A 19,445-nucleotide genomic window follows, 5' to 3' on the forward strand; every position below is an offset into this window, starting at 1 on the left:
AGCCATGACGCCAAATATTAGGCGCGCATTATCTTGAAAAGTTTCCCTGTCCGCCAGTCATTGAAAGGCGCGACAACAGCCATCTGTAGACCCCGTCACGGGATGAAAGGCTCAACCGCCCCGACCAAAGGCGCGGCGCCGCGCTGCCGTCGGCGTTTGCTGCACGCGCCACCCGGCCTGCCCTATAATCCCGGCCACTTAGCTTGTGGAGCTTGTCATGCCGAACCTACGCCTCGCCGATCTGACTGCCGAAATCGAAGCCAACGTGCGCCGCGCGTTGCTGGAAGACGTCGGCAACGGCGATATCACCGCCCAGTTGATCCCCGCTGAACGCCTGGCCAAGGCCACCATCATTACTCGCGAAGACTGTGTCATTGCCGGTACGGCGTGGGTCGATGCGGTCTTTCGCCAGCTTGATCCGCGGGTCGCGGTGCACTGGCAGGTCCAGGATGGCGAGCGCGCCATCGCCAATCAGGCGCTGTTCCATCTGGAAGGCCCGGCCCGCTCGCTGCTGACCGGCGAGCGCAGCGCGCTGAACTTCCTGCAACTGCTGTCTGGCGTGGCGACCTATGCCCAGTCGCTGGCTGATAAAGTCGCCGATACCCAGGTCAAGCTGCTCGACACCCGCAAGACCCTGCCTGGCCTGCGCCTGGCGCAGAAATACGCCGTCACCTGCGGTGGCTGCCACAACCACCGCATCGGCCTGTTCGATGCCTTCCTGATCAAGGAAAACCACATCGCGGCCTGCGGCGGCATCGCCGAAGCGATCACCGCCGCGCGGCGTATCGCCCCGGGCAAGCCGGTGGAAGTCGAAGTGGAAAGCCTGGACGAACTGCAACAGGCGCTGACGGCGGGCGCCGACATCATCATGCTCGACGAACTGAGCCTCGATGAAATGCGCGAAGCCGTGCGCCTAAACGCCGGCCGCGCCAAGCTGGAAGCCAGCGGCGGCGTCAACGAAAGCACCCTGCGGGTGATCGCCGAAACCGGCGTGGACTACATCTCCATTGGCGCCATGACCAAGGATGTGAAGGCGGTGGACCTGTCGATGCGACTGAGCCTGTAATCCATCCCGGGATTACCCCCCTGGCGATGAACGCCTGAAGAACAGCAAAAGACTCAGGCCAGCGCCTTCTCGATCGCCTGCACCACCGTCGGATCATCCGGTGCAGTGCGCGGCGAGAAGCGCGCCAGCACGCGGCCGTCCTTGCCCACCAGGAATTTTTCGAAGTTCCAGGTGATGTCGCCCGGAAACTCGGCGCCCTCGCCTGCCAGCAGCCGATACAGCGCATGCCGGTGCGGCCCGTTGACCTCCAGCTTGCTGCCCAGCGGGAAGCTCACGCCGTAGTTGAGGCTGCAGAACTCGGCGATCTCCGCCTCGCTGCCCGGCTCCTGCCCGGCGAACTGGTTGCACGGCAGGCCCAGCACATTGAAGCCCTTGCCCTTGTACTGCTGATAGAGATTTTCCAGGGCGGCGTATTGCGGTGTCAGACCGCACTTGGAGGCGACATTGACTACCAGCACCACCTGCCCCTTGAACGGCGCCAACGACAGCTCATTGCCATCCAATGCCTGCAACTTCAGGTCGTGAAATGCACTCATGACGTACTCCCCTCTACAGATCCCTGCCGGTCACCGCACGAATGCGGCCCACTAAAAAGGCGCCCGGCCTGCCGCATGCCCCCTTGCGGGTTGCACGACGGAAGGGCCTAGGCGCCTTCGCGACTTTCTGAGCTTAGCGCAGAAAATCAGTGGTGATGGCCACCTTCGCCATGGACGTGGCCATGAGCGATTTCTTCTTCGCTGGCATCACGGATGCTGACGACCTTGACCTTGAAGTTCAGGCGCTGGCCAGCCAGTGGGTGGTTGCCGTCGACGGTAACGTCGTCGCCGTCCAGGTCGCGAATGGTGACGATCTGCATCTGGCCATCCGGCGCCGAAGCGTGGAACTGCATGCCAACTTCCAGTTGGTCGACACCTTCGAACATGCTGCGGTTCAGGGTGCTGACCAGCTCGGCCAGGTATTCGCCGTAAGCGTCTTCCGGCTCGATGGTGACGTCCAGCTCTTCATCGGCGCCTTTGCCTTCCAAGGCTTTTTCCAGGCCTGGAATGATGTTGCCGGCACCGTGCAGGTAAACCAGCGGGGCGCCGCCGGCGGAGCTGTCGATGACCTCACCAGCGTCGTTGGTCAGGGTATAGTCGATGGAGACAGCCTTATTGGCGGCAATCAGCATGGGGCGAGACCTTTTGCATAAGAATGTTGAGCGAGCAAGTGTAACCAACGCCTCGCCTGAAAGCGAACGCAACCCGGACAAACGGGTCAGCCTGATTACCGGGTTTCATCAGGACGAAGACGGCCACTGGGTCGCCGAATTGTCCTGCGCTCACACCCAGCACCTGCGCCACCAGCCGCCCTGGCAATCACGCGCCTGGGTGCTCGACGCCACCGAGCGTCAACGCCGCATCGGCCAGCCTTTTGCCTGCGGCTGGTGCGCTCAGGGGGTCGATAGCGATACCCTTGTCAATTGACTCTTTTGCACAGCTCATTTCGAGAAGCTCGCATGCAGACTTTTTTCATCGCGCCGACCGACTTCGGCGTCGGCCTGACTTCCATCAGCCTCGGCCTGGTCCGCACGCTGGAGCGGGCGGGCCTGAAGGTCGGCTTCTTCAAGCCGATCGCCCAGCCGCACCCCGGCGACACCGGCCCTGAACGCTCCACCGAACTGGTCTCGCGCACCCACGGCCTGAAGCCGCCCAAGCCGCTGAGCCTGGGCCATGTCGAGCGCATGCTCGGCGACGGCCAGCTGGATGAATTGCTCGAAGAAATCATCACCCTTTATCAACAGGCCTGCGTCGACAAGGACGTGCTGGTGGTCGAAGGCATGGTCCCGACCCGGCACGCCAGCTATGCCGCGCGGGTCAACCAGCACCTGGCCAAGAGCCTCGACGCCGAAGTGATCCTGGTCTCGGCGCCGGAAAACGACGTGCTCGCCGAGCTGTCCGGCCGTGTCGAGTTGCAGGCGCAACTGTTCGGCGGCCCCAAGGACCCGAAAGTCCTCGGCGTGATCCTCAACAAAGTGCGCAGCGACGACAGCATCAGCGAGTTCGCCCGCCGCCTGCGCGAGCATTCGCCGTTGCTGCGCAGCGGCGATTTCCGCCTGCTCGGCTGCATTCCGCTCCAGGAAGGGCTCAACGACCCGCGCACCCGTGACGTCGCCGACCTGCTCGGCGCTCAGGTGCTCAACGCCGGTGACTACGAAACCCGGCGCATGAACAAGATCATCATCTGCGCCCGCACCGTCGCCAACACCGTGCCGCTGCTCAAGCCCGGCACCCTGGTGGTGACCCCCGGCGACCGCGACGACATCATCCTCGCCGTCAGCCTCGCGGCGATCAACGGCGTGCCGCTGGCCGGACTGCTGCTGACCAGCGACAGCAAGCCCGATCCGCGCATCCTCGAACTCTGCCAGGGCGCCCTGCTCGCCGGCCTGCCGATCCTCTCGGTGAGCACCGGCTCCTACGACACCGCCAACCAGCTCAACGGCCTGAACAAGGAAATCCCGGTGGACGACCGCGAGCGCGCGGAGATCATCACCGACTTCGTTGCCAGCCACCTCGAAGCCGACTGGCTGCACCAACGCTGCGGCACGCCGCGAGAGATGCGCCTGTCGCCGGCAGTGTTCCGCTACCGGCTGATCCAGCAGGCCCAGGCCGCCGACAAGCGTATCGTCCTGCCCGAAGGCGCCGAACCGATGACCGTGCAGGCCGCCGCCATCTGCCAGGCCCGCGGCATCGCCCGCTGCGTGTTGCTGGCCAAGCCGGATGACGTCCAGGCCGTGGCCCGCGCCCAAGGCATCACCCTGCCGGAAGGCCTGGAGATTCTCGACCCGGACCTGATCCGCGAGCGCTACGTCGAACCGATGGTCAGCCTGCGCAAGAGCAAGAGCCTGAACGCGCCGATGGCCGAGCAGCAACTGGAAGACCCGGTGGTGATCGGCACCATGATGCTGGCGCTGGACGAAGTGGACGGCCTGGTGTCCGGGCTGGTCCATTCCACCGCCAACACCATCCGCCCCGCCCTGCAACTGATCAAGACCGCGCCGGGCTGCAGCCTGGTGTCGTCGGTGTTCTTCATGCTATTCCCGGAGCAGGTGCTGGTGTACGGCGACTGCGTGATGAATCCGCACCCGAGCGCCGCGGAACTGGCGGAAATCGCCCTGCAAAGCGCCGACTCTGCCGAAGCCTTCGGCATCGCGCCGCGGGTGGCGATGATCAGCTATTCCAGTGGTGATTCGGCCAGTGGCGAAGAGGTGGAAAAGGTTCGCGAAGCCACCCTGCTCGCCCAGGAAACCCAGCGCGGCCTGCTGATCGACGGCCCGTTGCAGTACGACGCCGCCGCCAACCTGGAAATCGCCCGGCAACTGGCGCCAACAGCCAGGTGGCCGGGCGCGCCACGGTGTTCGTGTTCCCCGACCTGAACACCGGCAACACCACCCACAAGGCGGTGCAGCGCAGCGCCGACTGCGTCAGCCTCGGGCCGATGCTGCAGGGCCTGCGCAAACCGGTAAACGACCTGCCGCGGGGCGCCCAGGTGGACGATATCGTCTACACCATCGCCCTGACCGCAATCCAGGCCAACCGCTCGATGGACGACTGACCCATGCTCGCTTCCCTGCCCGCGCCGGTGCGCGGGGTAATCGCCTCACTGCTGCTGGGGCTCAACACCATTGTCTGCTGCACGCCGTTGTTCATCGTCAGCCTGTTCAAGCTGTGCCTGCCGTTCGCGGCGGCGCAGCGGATCACCGACGAGCTGATGCGGCATATCCACGAAGCCTGGATCAGCAACAACAAGGCCTGGATGAACCTGATCGGCAACACCCACTGGCAGGTCGAAGGCCTCGCCGGGCTGGACTATCAGCACAGCTACCTGGTGACCAGTAACCACCAGAGCTGGGTCGATATCCTGGTGCTGCAATACGTGCTCAACCGGCGTATCCGGCCGCTGAAGTTCTTCCTCAAACAGGTGCTGATCTGGGTGCCGGTGATTGGCCTGGCCTGGTGGGCGCTGGGCTTCCCGTTCATGAAGCGCTACAGCAAGGCGTACCTGGACAAGCACCCGGAAAAACGCGGCAAGGACCTGGAAACCACGCGCAAGACCTGCGCGAAATTCCGTGGCAAACCCACGGCGATCTTCAACTTCGCCGAGGGCACCCGCTTCACTGCGGCCAAGCATCGCCAGCAGCAATCACCGTTCAAGCACCTGCTCAAGCCCAAGGCCGGCGGCATCGCCTTCGTGCTGGATGCGATGGGTGACCAACTGGAGTCGATCATCGACGTGACCATCCACTACCCCGAAGGCGCGCCGGGGTTCTGGGATCTGTTGTGCGGACGGGTGCGGCGCATCGAGGTGCAGTTCGAGGAACTGGCGATTCCGGAGGATTTCCTGGGTCGCAGTTATGACCAGGACGAAGTGTATCGGGCGGAGTTCCAGCGCTGGATCAACCGCTTGTGGGAAGTGAAGGATGGGCGGTTGGAGAAGTTGAAAACCCGTTGAGAGCATCGCGACGGTTCGGCGCCCCGACAAGCTCGCTCCTACAGGTGTTGCATGTCCCTGTAGGAGCGAGCTTGCTCGCGAAAATCACTGATAATTCTGACCCGGAATCGGCTTCAGATTCACCTCGACCCGACGGTTCTGCGCCCGCCCGTTGGCATCGGCGTTGCTCGCGATCGGCTGGTCAGGGCCCATGCCGCGCACGCTCACCCGCGACGAATCGACACCCTGCGAGGTCAGGTAAGTACTGACCGCCTGCGCGCGACGCTGCGACAGGTCCATATTGTGCTGGCGGCTGCCGGTGCTGTCGGTGAAACCAACCACTTCGATGGTGTTCTGGTTGAACTGCTTGAACGAGTTCGCCAGGTTGTTCAGCGGCGTGTAGAAGCTCGGGGCGATGTTCGCCGAGTCGGTGGCGAAGGTGATGTTGCCCGGCATGATCAGCTTGATCTGGTCGCCTTCACGCTTAACTTCAACACCGGTGTTGGCCATGCTTTCGCGCAGCGCGGCCTCCTGCTTGTCGGCGTAGTAGCCATAACCTGCGGCGGCAGCGCCTACTGCGGCAGCGCCGATCAGCGCGCCCTTGCCGCGGTTGTTGTGGTCGATGGCGGCACCGGCGATGGCGCCGGCCAATGCGCCTAGGCCGCCGTACTTGGCGGTTTTGCTCATCCCTGAGGAGTCCTGTGCCTGACCGCCCTGACTGTCATAAGGGTTCTGGCCGGCACAACCGGACACCAAGGCGGCGACGGTAGCGACGATAATCAAACGACGCATGGTGAACATGGAAAGCTCCTGCAGTAATTCGTTGAGGCAGCGGACGCAATCGGTCCTCTGCCAGCCTTGGAACGCGGCCGGGCGGAAAAATTCCCTGCGCGCAACCGCCTTCAGAGTCAAGCCCGCACAAACGGGTTCTGGCGCATCTCCTCGCCCAGGCGGGTGTCGGGACCATGCCCGGCGACCACCGTCGCCTCCTCATCGAGGCTGTACAAGCGCTCTCTGATTGAACGAACGATAGTCGCCTGGTCGCCACCCCACAAATCGGTGCGACCGATCCCACGGCGGAACAGGGTGTCGCCAGCGATCAACAGCTTGGCGTCGGCAAACCAGAAACTCATCGACCCCGGTGTATGCCCTGGCGTGTGCAACGCCACGCCGCAGCCGCAAGCCAGCTCCTCATCATCCGCCAGCCAGCGGTCCGGCGACGGCACCGGGACGTAGGGCACGCCGAACATGCGGCACTGCATTTCCAGGTTGTCCCACAGGAACTGGTCGTCCTTGTGCAGGTGCAGGGTGGCGCCGGTCTTTTCCTTCAACTGCCCGGACGCCAGGAAGTGATCGAGATGGGCGTGGGTGTGAATGATGCTGACCACCTTGAGGCCGTGGGCGTCGAGGCGTTTCATGATCAGCTCGGGATCGCCGCCCGGGTCGACGACAATCGCCTTTTTCGTCACAGGATCCCCGATGATCGTGCAATTGCACTGCAACGGGCCGACGGGGAAGGTTTCGCGGATAAGCGTGGTGGGTGCGGGATTCATGACAGCGTCCTCTCAGGCGAATCGGCCATTCTAGCCATTCGCCGCGCGATCCCGCAGGGGACGCGGCAAAGACCGGGGCAACGCACAGAAATCGCAATTGCGACAAATTCTTATTCGCTGCTACCATGCGCCCCGCTCTGATCAGGGGAATGCGCAATGGAGCCGGGAGTCGGCAAGCAAGAGCTGGATGCTTTATTCGTCGATCAACGACCGGTGCTGGTGCGCATGCTCGCCAAGGTCGTCGGCTGCGCCAACCTCGCCGAGGACCTGGCCCAGGAAGCCTACCTGCGGGTCGCGCAGGCGGTGCAGGGTCGGCATATCGAGCATTTGCGCCCGTTCCTCTACCAGACCGCCCAGCATCTGGCCTTCGATCATTTGCGCAGCCAGCGCAGCAAGCGCCGCTTCGAATACACGCCGGACGATGACCAGCAGATCGCCGCCGTGCCCACGCCACAACCCGGACCGGAATCCCATGCCCAGGGCCAGCAGCAGTTGCGCCAGTTGCAGGACGCGCTCAGGCGTTTGCCCGAGCGCCAGCAGCGTATACTCCTGCTCCACCGCCTGCATGGCCTGCCCCAGAGTGCCATCGCCGAGCGGCTGAATATCTCGCTCAGCACCGTAGAAAAGGATTTGCGCATTGCCCTGGCCGCTTGCCTCAAAGGCACAGAGTGGGGGTCGCGATGACTGAACACGATTTCGAAGCCTGTGAAGAACAGGCGCTCGTCTGGTTCACCCGCAGCCTCGACGCGCCTCTCGACGCCGAACAGCAACAGCACTTCCAGGACTGGCTCAGCGCCCGCCCGGAACATGCCGACGCCTACGCCCGGGTGGAAAACCTGTGGCAGGCCAGCGCGTTCGAACAGGCGCTGCGCGACCTCGAAACCGAGAAACCCGAACTGGCCGTGGCGCCAGTGGCCGCGAGTTCCTTCGAGCGCCCAACCGTCGCGAAGGCCCCTGACGCCGGCCGCAAATCCCGAAGAACACGTTGGCCTCAATTCGCCAGCGCCGCCGCGATTCTCCTGATGCTCGGTGGCTGGCTCGGCGATGTTCCGCTGCGCCTGCAAGCCGATTACCTCACCAGCACCGGCGAACAGCAGCGCCTCACGCTCGCCGACGGCTCACGCATTCTGCTCGGCAGCAACAGCGCCCTCGCCGCCGATATCGACAGCGATCACCGTGCCCTGCGCCTGCTGCGCGGCGACCTCTACATCGAGGCCGCCCACGACAGCAGCCGGCCACTGCGGATCACCGCGGACCGGGCGCAGGTCGAAGTCGTCGGCACCCGCTTCAGTGTCAGCCTGCGCAAGGACGACGTGACCGTGGCTGTTGACCAGGGCCGGGTCCGCCTGAGCAATGCGGCGGGCGACGCCAGCCTGCTGGACGCCGGCGCCTGGCAGCACCTGCGCGGCGGCCAGTTGGGCGAACGCCACAGTGAAGGCAGCGCCGAGCAACACGGCTGGACCGAAGGCCGATTGATCTTCCAGGACCGCCCGCTGGCCGAGGTGCTCAGCGAGCTGGGCCGCCAGCGCGTGGCGCCGATCCTGCTGTTCGGCGAAGCCGGAAAACTGCGGGTCAGCGGCAACTACAAACTGGACGAACCAGAGGCCGTGGTCGCCGCCCTTGCACGCCTGAGCGGCGCGCAACTGACCCGCCTGCCCGGAGGCGTATTGATCGTCCACTGACCCGGACGCGAATGATGGCAAAGCAATCGCAAAAAAGTTTTACGGGTTTCCTTCCCTCAACCCGTCAAGGCGATTCGCGGTTGCAAATCATTCCTGTTCATGAGGGTTCCATGCACGATCTCACAGTCAAAACCATCTTCGGCTACAGCGCCCTCGCGCTGGCCGTCTGCCTGGGCAGCGGCCAGGTGCTGGCGGCGCCGCAAGCCACCGCCGAAGCCGCGCAGCAAGGCGCGCAGCAACGCTTCGACATCGCCGCGCAACCGCTGGCCAGCGCCCTCAACCAGTTCAGCCGGCAGACCGGCTGGGAAGTCGGCTACACCGCCGACCTGGCTCGGGATGTACGCTCCGCGGGCGTACGCGGCGAGATGACACCTGCCGAAGCCATCGTCCAGTTGCTGGCGGGCACGGGCCTGGGTTTTGACTTCAGCGGTCCAAGAGCCATCCTGCTCAACCGCCTGCCGGTCGACGGCAGCGTGCAACTCTCGGCCACCAGCGTCGTCGGTGCCGGCGAGCTGGGCAGCTACACCGAGAACAGCGGCTCCTACACCAGCGGCGCGGTGAGCGTTGGCGGCAAGATGCCCCACAGCCTGAAAGAAACGCCGCAGTCGGTGACCGTCATCACCCGCCAGCGCATGGAAGACCAGGCCATGACCAACCTGGCCCAGGTGCTCGACCAGACGCCGGGCATCACCCTGATCGGCGGCAACGACGCCAACACCAAGATCCTCTCCCGCGGCTTCAACCTGACCAACATTCAGGTCGACGGCGGCGCGCCGGCGATGCGCGAGCAGACGTATGACACCCTCGCCGACACCACCGCCTACGACCACATCGAAGTGCTGCGCGGCTCCGACGGTCTGTACGGTGGCACCGGCGAACCCGGCGGCGCCATCAACCTGGTACGCAAGCGCGCCCTGGCCGAGCCGCAACTGAAGTTCAACACCTCCGCCGGCAGCTGGGACAACTACCGCAGCGAAGTCGACGTGACCGGCCCGCTCGGATTCGACGGCGCGCTGCGCGGACGCATGGCCGCCTCGGTGGAAGATAAACGCTACTTCTACGGCGGCGCCGACAGCGAAAAACACGTGCTCTTCGGCACCCTCGAAGCCGACCTGACGCCGGACACCACGGTCAGCATTGGCGGCATCTACGAATGGCGTGACCAGGACGGCTACTGGGAAAACGGCCTGCCGCGCTACAGCACCGGCGCACCGCTGGGCCTGTCGCGGGATGACAAGCTGAGCGCTGACTGGTCGAGCAACAACTACAAACGCACCGAAGTGTTCGCCAAGGTCGACCATCGCTTCAACGACGACTGGAAGATCAATGGCAGCTTCACCCGCAGCCGCTACGACTCCGAGCAGGACATGGGCCAGATCGCCAACCCGGTCAACCCCGATACCAACGCCGGAGCCAGCTACCAGCGGGTCGTGCGCAATTTCGACAACAACCAGGACCTGTTCGACGCCAACCTGCAAGGGCACTTCGACGCATTCGGGCGTCGTCATGAACTGGTCGCGGGCGTGGACTATTCGGACATGCAGCGCAGCTACGTGGACCACAGCCGTTGGCAGGACGCCGTTCCCGTGAACATTTTCGCCATCGATGCCGGCGCGCTGGCGAAACCCGCCACGCCACCGCTGTACTACGAATATCCGTCCTGGAACGCCCGCAAGCATGGCGCCTACCTGACCACCCGCCTGCAACTGGCCGACCCGCTCAAACTGGTGCTCGGTGCGCGTTATTCCGACTACGCCAGCACCATCCACGCCGTCGTACCGTCCTTCGGCACCAACCGCAAGGACGGCGGCAACGACAGCGGCATCATCACGCCCTACGGCGGCCTGATCTACGACCTGACACCACAATGGTCGGTTTACACCAGCTATGCGCAAATCTACAAACCGCAACTGGAAGTGCTGGGTTCCGACTTCGCCCCGCTCGACGCCATCACCGGCGACACCTACGAGATAGGCACCAAAGGAGAACTGCTCGATGGCCGCCTGAACCTGTCCGCGGCGGCGTACTACACCAAGCAGGAAAACAACGCGATCTACGTGTTCTCCCAGACCACCACCTCCAACGCCTGCTGCTACGTGGCTGGCGGCGAGAACATCAGCAAGGGCGTGGACCTGGAAGTCACCGGCGAACTGACGCCGGGCTGGCAACTGAGCGCCGGCTACACCTTCAACACCAATGAACAGCGCAAGACCGGCACCGCCACCGCGGTCGGCACGCCGCTGAGCACCCAGACGCCGAAGCACCTGTTCAAGCTGTTCACCACCTACCAGTTACCGGGCCAGTTCAACGACTGGAAGGTCGGCGGCGGCGCCACCATCCAGAGCAGCAACTACGTGACCGGCAACGTCCAGATCAGGCTCGAGGACGGCTCGCTGAGCACCAGCACCAATAGTTTCCAGTACACCCAGGCGGGCTACGCAGTGTGGAACGCACTGGTGGAGTACCGGATCGACGAGCACTGGACCGCCGCGCTCAACGGCAACAACCTGTTCGACAAAGAGTATTACCAGACCGTGGCCAGCAGCGCGTACGGCAACTGGTATGGCGCGCCGCGTAACTACATGCTGACCTTGCGCGGGAGTTTCTGAGTTCCAAGGGGCCTTATCGCCGGCAAGCCGGCTCCCACCGCTGGAGCTGGCTTTTCAGCGATAAGGCCATCTGCAATTACTGATTGTCCTGCCCCGGAATCGGCTTGAGATTCACCTCGACCCGACGACTCGCCTCCCTCCCGTCGCCTCCTTGTGAGGCTGTGCAACCGCAATCGATGACTTGAATAAAATCGAACGCGTCAAGCCTATTGTTTTTTGCCTCTCTATTTTGTGAACCACATCACATTTTGCTACCTTTATCGCCGGGTCGTTCGGACCCCTCTACGTACTGCCTGGAACAAGGAGTGTTCACGCATGCCTCGCCCTGAACCCTCGGGAACCTCTTTCCCCTGGTCTCCCTGATTCCCTCCAGACGTCCTGTCTTTTGCTTTTCGCTTTCTGACTAGCCCCTTCGAACGTCGTCGGGGCGCGACCTTTGATGGCCTGGGAACCATGGCCGCAGGAGCATGACATGCAAGAAAAAACCAATGAGGGATTGCAGTTCCTCTTCGAGAAGCACAAAGGCGTCGACACCCTGTACCTGTACAACAACAGCAAATCGACGATCAAGATCAGGCAGTTGCAGTTGCGAACCAACGTCTTCGTCGGCGTGGGCACACCGCGCAACCTCAACGAAGACACGATCAAGTGGCGCTTCGACAAAGGTGCATCGATCCTCGACGAGGCCAGTAAGGCGGACAAGATCGCCTACCTCCAGTCTCTGGTCCAGGCCGGCTCCAGCATTGATCTCTGGGAGAAAGTGCTCGACGTGGAGACGCTGTACAACGACTACTTCTGCCCCTGGGGCTCGCTGAGCCAGACGCGCAGCATGCGCGAGGACAAGGACGACCATTACCTGCTGACCTGGAACTACGACGTAGCCCTGGAAATCGGCCCCTACCAGCAGCAAGACCTGTCCTACGCCAACTCCTTCTATGGATTGCCACTGCGCACGCCCCTCAGCGGCGTGCAGTACCTGCCCAGGGTCTTCGTGCAGCATGATCTCGACACCACCGGCCTGAAGGGTTTCAGCCTTGCCCAGGCGAGAAATAAAGGGATGCCCGTGCTCGAGGTGCCGCTGGAGCAACTGATCCTGCAAAAGGAAGAAGGCCAGCCCCGGGTGCTGGACCGCAGCATGGCGGGCAAGACCCGCTCGGCGGACCTGTCCCGGCGCTTCGTCGGCTACTACGCCAACTACTTCATGTATCAGCGCGACTACTTCGTTACCGATATCCCGCTCGAGCATATCAATTGCCTTTCCTACGGCATGATGAGCGTGCGGGACGACGGCAGCCTGTGCAGCAGCGATGAATGGTCCGACAACTTCCAGGTGGCCGCGCTGCAGTTCCTCAAGCAGCTCAACCCCGACCTGCAGATCTCGCTGATCGTCGGTGGCTGGCCGAAGAGCCCGATGGTCTTCTCCAACACCACCGCGAGCTTTCCGAGCGAGGTTCCCGTTACGGAAGGCAGTTTCATGATCGTCCAGCTGAATTCGCAGCCCCGCTGGGAGGTCCACTACAGCCCGCCCGCCGGCTCCCCTGGTTATGGCAGGGTCCAGACCCTGCGCCTGGAAAGTGAACCCCGGCCCTATGCCTACCTAGACCGGGATCCGCAGCGCCTGTTCGACGACGAGGCATACGTCGCCGGGTTGTATACCTGGCTGGTGAAGCATGGCGAGTCCTTGCACTATCGAATCATCGATCTCGCCAAAAGCGAGCCCAACCTCCCGACCCTCGATATCGATCTGGAACTGATGTCGCTGCTGGGCAGGGCCTTCGACGCGCGGCGGGACATCGCGCCGTTCGCCAACCGCTTCCGGCAGATTTCCCGCAACCCGGCCCAGCGCGAACGCCTGGCACAATCGGCGGCCACGGCCATCGAGACCCTTGGCGTGGATGGCTTCGAGGTGGACTGGGAGTATCCGGACGTCGAGGACGGCGACGGTTACGTGGCCCTGCTTGAAGACCTGCACAAGACCCTTGGCAACAAACAGTTGGCTATCGCCGCGCCCGGCGGATCGGGCAGCATCAGCAAATTGAACGAGCAACAGTGGCGACGCATTGGCGACCTGGTCGATCACGTCAACGTGATGAGCTACGACTACCACGGGAGCTGGTCGGACCTGTCCTGGTTCAACGCGCCAATGGACACACCGGACTCGGCTGCCGGGCATCCGGTCGAGCCAGGCATCAGCCCCACGTTCTGTGTCAACGAAACGCTGCGGATCTTCCTGCAAATGGTGGCACGCAGTTGTCTGACACGGCGCCAGTTGACCCTGGGCCTGGCCGGCTATGGCCGGGCGGTCCAGGTCGCCGGGGTCGATGATGTCAACCAGGGTCTGCGCTGCGAGGTGCGGGGACGGGCGGAACCTGGAGAGCCGTTGTATCGCGAGATCGTCGCCATGCGCGAAGCCGGTGGCTACCGTGCCGCCGACGGTAACACCCCGGCGCTTGGCTGGCCTGGCCTGAAATTCGTCAGCACCCTAGACCCGATCGCCCGTGCGCCCTATGCCTACAGCAGCCTCAGCGGTGTGCTGCTGACCTACGACGATCCGCGCTCGTTGCGCGAGAAAGTCCGCCGGGTCCTGGAGGAGCAGTTGGGCGGCGTGATGATCTGGGACCTGTCCGACGACCTGCCGATCAACCACAAGGACTCGCTGATCGCAGCGGTCTCGGATGAACTGCGCCAGAGCCACCCGGCCACCGCTCGGCTGCGCGAAGACGAGCAGGATCCGTGGCTGGTTGCCGCCCGTGCGAACGAGCCGGTGCTGGCGCCGATTCTCTCCAGTCAGGTGCTGGAGTACGCGGCGCAACCCGCCATCCAGGCGCAGGATCTGGGCGGCAGACCGATCCAGACCCTGGCCACACTGCCAGGCGGGGGCATCGCCGCCATCGGTGCCGACAGCCTGCGCCTGCTGATCTCCCGAGGACAGGGCTTCGAAATCCAGCGCACCCTGTCCTTTGGCGAAGCGCCAAACGGGCCCTGCACCGCGCTGCCGTTGACCGATGGCCGCCTGCTGCTGCGTCGTAGCGACGGCGTCGTGCTGGTCCTGCATCTTCGGGAAGGCCAGTGCCAAGTGGAGGCGGAGTTGGCCAGCGGCATCCAGGACCTGGTCAGCGCCGGCCCGAACCGGGTCGCGGCGGTACAGGGGCAAGCCTTGTTGGTCTGGAGCTTCGACGCCGCAGGTTTCCGGCAAACCCACCGGGTCGCGCACCCGGCGCAACTGGTCGCGCTCGCGCCCCTGGCCAGCGGTCAATTGCTGCTGGTCAGCAACGATGGCGAGGCGTTTCTCTGGCAGGACGATGCCGCTGGACTGCGCCCCTTGAGCCTGGCCACAACCCTCGCGGCACCGCGCCAGCTCCAGTTGTTGCCAGACGGCCGCCTGCTGGCCTGGCTGAACAGCGGCGCGCTGCAACTCTGGCAGGTGCTGCGTCAGGACGGTCAGCTCCAGCGCCTGGAGGTCACCGCCCTGTCCTGGAGCGGCGGCCCCCGCGAATGGCTGGACATGCGCGTCCTGCCCAACGGCGGCTTTGCCTCGCTCGATCGCGAGCGGCTGATGCTGTGGCAGGCCAACCCGAGCAAGCAGAACTACGAGGTGATCCAGCAATTGACCCTGCCGGGAGCCTCCGCGCTGGCCCTGCAAAATGACGGCAGCCTGCTGGTGGCACAAGGGCAACGCCTGCAACGCCTGGACTTCCCCTGCTGGCCGCAGGTGCAGGCAACGCGCAGCACGCCCTGGCAAGTCACCGACAAGGACGGCCTGACCGCCCTGCACTGGCTGGCCAAGGGCACGCACACCGACAGCCTGGAACAGATGCTGGCCAGCGGCGCACCCGTCGACCTGTGGCAGCCCGGCAGCGACAAGACCGTGCTGGCCGAGGCCATGCGCGCCAAACGGCCCAGGGCCACGGCGATGCTGCTCAGCGCCGGTGCGCCGCTGTGGCAGACGGAGCACGCCAACAGCCACGGCCAACTACTCGACGCCGAGCTGTTCGCCGAGTTGCTGCCGCCGTCGCTGATTGCCGCCCTACCGGCGGAAAACCGCGTGGCACGGCTCAAACCCGGCTTCGACCTGACCCAACTGCCGGGCGACTGGCATGACCTGCTGCTGGGCTACCCGTTGCTGACCGGGCGCATGGCGATCGGCCTGTATCTGCTGGTGCCGGACCTCGCCAGGCAACTACAGAACCTGCTGTCGCACTTCGAGATCGACGATGACTGCCTGACTGAGCTGCGCCAAGAGTGTCCACGGGCCGTTGCGGCGGTCGAGCCCCTGCACGGGCGCAGCTTTGCCGACGAAGCGAGCCTGCGCCAGGCCGTGGTTCAACAGTTGGGCGAGGCCGACCCTGCCGCGCTGGACGCGGTGCAGAACGCCAGCCGCCGGGTCAAGCCGGACCTAGGCGGTGAGGGGCACTATGGCGAGGCTGTCTACGCGCGGGGCGTCGAGGTACTGCAAGGCATCCTCGATCAGGCACTGGAACAGCCACTGCTGGCGCTGCAGCGCAAGCAACTGCTGGAACAGTTCGCCGAACTGGCTGCGCCGCAACCTGGCGACCTGCTGACGATCAAGGCCGATGTGAGCGCCGCAGACCTGCCGGCGGCGACCAGGAACTTCCTGACCCTCTACCCGCGGGCGACAGCGCGGATGGTCGCACAACTGACGCTGTGGAGCCCGACCCTGGCGGGCGTGGTCGGCGCACTCACGACCGGGCAGGCGCAACAGACTGACGCCGACATACCCGACGATGCCGTCGACAGCGCCCATCGGGCCATGCGCGAGTTGCTGGTGGCGACCGTGCAGCCGCTCATGACCCAGACCCAGGCCGCCGATTTTCTCGCCCGCTATGCCGATGCTCCCTGGGCGCCACAACAGGATTCACTGGGGCAACCGCTGGCCTGGGTCAACTGGGCCTTCGATCCGCCCGCCAGCAGGGCGTTCACCGAGCTCTCGGGGCTTCCAGCCGAGCAACCCAGCATCGGCAGTGCCTGGCAACTGCCGGGACACGGCGCCGGCAGTCTTCCTGCGCAGCAGAGCACTCCGGGCGCAAGTGCGCCAAGCCTGGGCGACCACCGCACCTACATCGCCAAGATCAGGGCCGCCAGTGCGGCAATGGCGGAGAAGTCCAAGCCCGGCAAGGACTACTTCACCGAGTTGGTGAACGCCACCCAGGCCAAGGTCGAGGACGCACACCCGCTCACCGAGAAGATCCGCAACGCAAAGGGCCAGATAAACACCAACAACCAAAAGCTCAATGGCCTTAGCAACGATCTGGACCAGATACGCGGGATCGAGGATGAAAAGGATAGGTACGCGTTCGCGGTGTCGAAAGGCATGCCGGTGAACCCTAAGCCCGACCTGTCCGACGCAGAGAGGAAGCATTGCACCGATGAATGGACGACAGAGAGAGAGCGAGACATCGGGGATCTGAAGACGACCATCGACAAAGATCGCAAGGACGTCAAGCGCATGCAGGAGCAGCGCACCACCGAGGTCAATGCCGACCCGCGCATGGAAGCCCTGGCCAAGCGCAAGGCGTCGCTGAAACAGCTCAACAGCACCCTGGACAACACCCGCGAAGTCCTTCAGGGCGTGCAGGCACTGAGCAAATTCACCCGCCTGCTGAGCAGCAAGCTGCTCGGCAATTCCGATGCCGGCGAGATCGTCAGCAAGGTACTGGACTACATCGACCTGACGGTCAATATCGCCATCGTCGCGGTGGATGCGGTCAAGTCGATCACGACCGCCCTCTCCTCGGGCGGAGCGATGGGCGTGTTCGGCGTGGTGACGGCGGTGGCAAGCCTGGCGGTCAGCATCTTCGGCATGTTCAACCCGCAGCCAGACCCTTACCTGGAGGCGGCCAAGGCCATCTCCGAGCAGATCACCCAGGTCTACGAGGTGATGAACCAGCGCTTCGACCAGGTCATGGAACAGCTGCAGAACATGAACCAGAGCCTGACCTGGCAGATGAGCGTGTTCAACCATCAGGTCGATGCCCGCTTCGATAGCGTGCAGCGCCAAATGGACGACATGGCCGTGTCCCTGACCCGCCAACTGGAGCACCTCGACGCGGCGCTGGCCAGCGGCCTGCGCATGACCCGCCGGGAGATCCGCGAGTCGACCCAGCAGGTGCTGGCCAGCATCGTCTGGAACCACGATGACCTGGTCAACCGCATGGACATGGCCAGCCAGGGCTTCAAGGTCGACCTGCAAGGCCTCAACGCGCTGATGAGCACGCAGTTGCTGGCCGATCTGGATGAAATCGATGTGACGATCGACAACGCCGAGCGCGAGCGCGGCAAGACGTCGGCATTGCTCGCCCTGCAAGACGATCCGGTGCGTCTGCGGGAAATGCGTGACCGCCTGGAAAGCGGCATCCGCAACAAGCTGCTGGCCGGCGGCATCACCCGGCCGCTGGCCGACCTGTGCTTCACAAGCTTCGACAACAGCGAGGTGATGCGGGCGACCCGGGCCATGGCCACCGACCACTTCGCCGAGTGCTTCGCCTTCTACTACGCCTCCCAGGGCACCGACACCCAGGACCGTTCCAGCAGGGTATGGAACTCGACGGCAGTGGCGTTTCCCCTGACCCGGCGCTTCCTGCACCTGCAAGGCTGGTACGCGGGCTGGCTGGACAATCCGTTGAGCGTCATGACCTCGGTGGTGGAGTTGGTGGACGCGCCGGTGGCGAGGGCGCGGCAGTTCCTGCAAGGGCTGCTGCAGGACAAGGCGTTCTTCTCGGGCCTGCTCGATAACTACCTGGAGTGCGCGCTGGCGCTGCTGCATGCCAGCCGCGAGGTGACGGTACGCGAATTCGGCCAGACGCTGCGCCTGCCCTCGCTGCAACTGACCGACACGCCAACCTTGCTGCCGCTGATGTTCGACCGTTTCCCGCGCCTGGCCCTCACTGACCTGGCGCTGGATACGCTTGAGACCGACCAGCCGCAGCGCCATGACCAGGATATTGCCACCTTGCAGGCCTGGTTCGATGCGCCGGCGGGTAACTGGCGCCTGCAGAAACTGTGTCGCGCGCTCGCCCTCGGCCATGCCCTGAATGTCTGCGAACTGCACCTGCAAGGGGGACCTTCGACGCGGACGCTGGTCATGCGCTACGCCGGCGACGAGGTGCCCATCGTGTCGATCAGCCTGCAGGACGAGCGCGTGCTCTCGGTGGTCTCGTTGCAGCACGACAACGGCTTGTTCGTCGCCCTCGGCGAAGACTGCCGGCAAGTCCAGCAACAGTGGATCGCCGCCTACAACCGGCGCATCCCGCAGGACTGCTCGACCGAGCTGAAGCAGCTCGATATGGCGGTCTCGCACTTGGCGTTGTTCCTCGGCCTGGCCGGGGCCAGCGCGCAGCAGATCGAGCAGGTGCTGGCGCTGTGCTGGAACAGCCACAGCGTGCTGGCCTACCTGCAAGTCCAGGCCGGGTTGACGGTGCTGGGCAAGGATCAGCTATCGCCACCGTTCGCGCTGCTGGCCGCCTATACCGACCAGTTGTCCCGACAGGCAGACGCGCTGGTCGAGAGCACGCTCACGGCACTCGTCGCCAGCCCGGCCGGTGACGATGAGTTGCCCAGCCTGCGCGAAAGCCTGCTGGCGCAACTGGATATGCTGGATCGACAGGTGAAAAACCTGCGCGAAGATCTGGCCGGAGACGACCTGGGCGACGTCTTGCGTGCCCAGGGCATCGTCGAGGAAGACGGCCTGTGGCGCTTGAGCTATGCCCGGCTGCGCGACGGACTTGGCATCGAGATGAATGCCGGCATCGTACTGCGGCAAGGTTGCCGGCTGACCCTGGCGGGCAGTGGTTGTTTCGACCTGACCTGCACCGATAGCTCAGGACAGACCCGCGTGCAGCGGGTCGATCTCGACGCCGAGGGCTTCGTGCAACTGGACCTGGCGGGTGCGACCGGGGAGGAGCGCCTGGCGAGGTTGGGCTTCGGCGCGGTGGTCGAGAACCAGGATGTCTGGCTCGAAGGGATCTGGATCAAGGAGGCTGCGGTCCTGACGCCGGTCGGTTAAGCCGATGTGGGGCCGCGCCGCGGCCCCAAAACCCTCACAAACACG

The 19,445-nt window shown here is 64.3% G+C and carries 11 protein-coding genes and 1 pseudogene; 8 read left to right on the forward strand and 4 right to left on the reverse strand.

Going from position 1 to position 19,445, the window contains the following annotated elements; translation table 11 throughout:
* Positions 1-217: 217 nt before the first annotated feature.
* Entirely contained in the window at positions 218-1,066 is an 849-nt protein-coding gene (gene nadC, locus HWV67_RS24660) for a carboxylating nicotinate-nucleotide diphosphorylase (protein ID WP_110972703.1), read from the forward strand.
* 53 nt (positions 1,067-1,119) lie between these two features.
* Here the strand turns inward: nadC and HWV67_RS24665 are convergent, their stop codons facing one another.
* Together HWV67_RS24665 and HWV67_RS24670 are read right to left on the reverse strand one after the other, a co-directional pair.
* The gene (locus tag HWV67_RS24665; protein WP_175653150.1) at positions 1,120-1,602 is read right to left on the reverse strand and encodes a glutathione peroxidase; all 483 of its coding nucleotides are present in this window, start codon (positions 1,600-1,602) and stop codon (positions 1,120-1,122) included.
* 146 nt (positions 1,603-1,748) lie between these two features.
* The gene (locus tag HWV67_RS24670) at positions 1,749-2,234 is read right to left on the reverse strand and encodes an FKBP-type peptidyl-prolyl cis-trans isomerase (RefSeq protein WP_095158582.1); all 486 of its coding nucleotides are present in this window, start codon (positions 2,232-2,234) and stop codon (positions 1,749-1,751) included.
* Between HWV67_RS24670 and HWV67_RS24675 the strand changes: the two genes are divergently transcribed.
* The 3 genes and pseudogenes from HWV67_RS24675 (at position 2,203) to HWV67_RS24685 (ending at position 5,554) form a co-directional block, all read left to right on the forward strand.
* Entirely contained in the window at positions 2,203-2,529 is a 327-nt protein-coding gene (locus HWV67_RS24675) for a DUF3565 domain-containing protein (protein WP_175653151.1), read from the forward strand. The genes HWV67_RS24670 and HWV67_RS24675 overlap by 32 nt on opposite strands.
* A gap of 32 nt (positions 2,530-2,561) precedes the next feature.
* Positions 2,562-4,657 (forward strand): annotated as a pseudogene (gene pta / locus HWV67_RS24680) (phosphate acetyltransferase).
* A 3-nt stretch (positions 4,658-4,660) separates the two neighbouring features.
* Complete coding sequence (locus HWV67_RS24685; protein WP_175653152.1) at positions 4,661-5,554, forward strand: acyltransferase; 894 nt, start codon at positions 4,661-4,663, stop codon at positions 5,552-5,554.
* An 84-nt stretch (positions 5,555-5,638) separates the two neighbouring features.
* On the opposite strand, the gene HWV67_RS24690 is transcribed toward HWV67_RS24685, so the two are convergent.
* Together HWV67_RS24690 and HWV67_RS24695 are read right to left on the reverse strand one after the other, a co-directional pair.
* Complete coding sequence (locus HWV67_RS24690; protein ID WP_175653153.1) at positions 5,639-6,334, reverse strand: OmpA family protein; 696 nt, start codon at positions 6,332-6,334, stop codon at positions 5,639-5,641.
* A 107-nt stretch (positions 6,335-6,441) separates the two neighbouring features.
* Entirely contained in the window at positions 6,442-7,086 is a 645-nt protein-coding gene (locus tag HWV67_RS24695; protein ID WP_110972693.1) for an MBL fold metallo-hydrolase, read from the reverse strand.
* Positions 7,087-7,242: 156 nt separating this feature from the next.
* On the opposite strand from HWV67_RS24695, the gene HWV67_RS24700 reads away from it, so the two are divergent.
* The 4 genes from HWV67_RS24700 (at position 7,243) to HWV67_RS24715 (ending at position 19,400) form a co-directional block, all read left to right on the forward strand.
* Positions 7,243-7,770, forward strand: a complete 528-nt coding sequence (locus HWV67_RS24700) for an RNA polymerase sigma factor (RefSeq protein ID WP_175653154.1) — start codon at positions 7,243-7,245, stop codon at positions 7,768-7,770.
* Positions 7,767-8,768: a FecR family protein gene (locus HWV67_RS24705; RefSeq protein ID WP_175653155.1), complete on the forward strand. Its 1,002-nt coding sequence runs from the start codon at positions 7,767-7,769 to the stop codon at positions 8,766-8,768. Before HWV67_RS24700 ends, HWV67_RS24705 begins: the two co-directional genes overlap by 4 nt.
* A gap of 110 nt (positions 8,769-8,878) precedes the next feature.
* Complete coding sequence (locus HWV67_RS24710; protein ID WP_175653156.1) at positions 8,879-11,377, forward strand: TonB-dependent siderophore receptor; 2,499 nt, start codon at positions 8,879-8,881, stop codon at positions 11,375-11,377.
* A 472-nt stretch (positions 11,378-11,849) separates the two neighbouring features.
* On the forward strand, positions 11,850-19,400 hold the full coding sequence (locus HWV67_RS24715; protein ID WP_175653157.1) for a glycosyl hydrolase family 18 protein: 7,551 nt from the start codon (positions 11,850-11,852) through the stop codon (positions 19,398-19,400).
* Positions 19,401-19,445: the final 45 nt, after the last annotated feature.

Origin of the sequence: Pseudomonas sp. Marseille-P9899 (assembly GCF_903166565.1) — a bacterium.
Classification (GTDB): Bacteria; Pseudomonadota; Gammaproteobacteria; order Pseudomonadales; family Pseudomonadaceae; genus Aquipseudomonas; species Aquipseudomonas huaxiensis.

Excerpts from the sequence above, each read along its gene's own strand:
- HWV67_RS24710 (WP_175653156.1), top strand. The coding sequence starts at position 8,879 with ATGCACGATCTCACAGTCAAAACCATCTTCGGCTACAGCGCCCTCGCG.
- HWV67_RS24665 (WP_175653150.1), bottom strand. The coding sequence starts at position 1,602 with ATGAGTGCATTTCACGACCTGAAGTTGCAGGCATTGGATGGCAATGAG.
- HWV67_RS24690 (WP_175653153.1), bottom strand. The coding sequence starts at position 6,334 with ATGTTCACCATGCGTCGTTTGATTATCGTCGCTACCGTCGCCGCCTTG.
- HWV67_RS24715 (WP_175653157.1), top strand. The coding sequence starts at position 11,850 with ATGCAAGAAAAAACCAATGAGGGATTGCAGTTCCTCTTCGAGAAGCAC.
- HWV67_RS24670 (WP_095158582.1), bottom strand. The coding sequence starts at position 2,234 with ATGCTGATTGCCGCCAATAAGGCTGTCTCCATCGACTATACCCTGACC.
- HWV67_RS24685 (WP_175653152.1), top strand. The coding sequence starts at position 4,661 with ATGCTCGCTTCCCTGCCCGCGCCGGTGCGCGGGGTAATCGCCTCACTG.
- HWV67_RS24700 (WP_175653154.1), top strand. The coding sequence starts at position 7,243 with ATGGAGCCGGGAGTCGGCAAGCAAGAGCTGGATGCTTTATTCGTCGAT.
- nadC (WP_110972703.1), top strand. The coding sequence starts at position 218 with ATGCCGAACCTACGCCTCGCCGATCTGACTGCCGAAATCGAAGCCAAC.
- HWV67_RS24705 (WP_175653155.1), top strand. The coding sequence starts at position 7,767 with ATGACTGAACACGATTTCGAAGCCTGTGAAGAACAGGCGCTCGTCTGG.
- HWV67_RS24675 (WP_175653151.1), top strand. The coding sequence starts at position 2,203 with ATGGAGACAGCCTTATTGGCGGCAATCAGCATGGGGCGAGACCTTTTG.
- HWV67_RS24695 (WP_110972693.1), bottom strand. The coding sequence starts at position 7,086 with ATGAATCCCGCACCCACCACGCTTATCCGCGAAACCTTCCCCGTCGGC.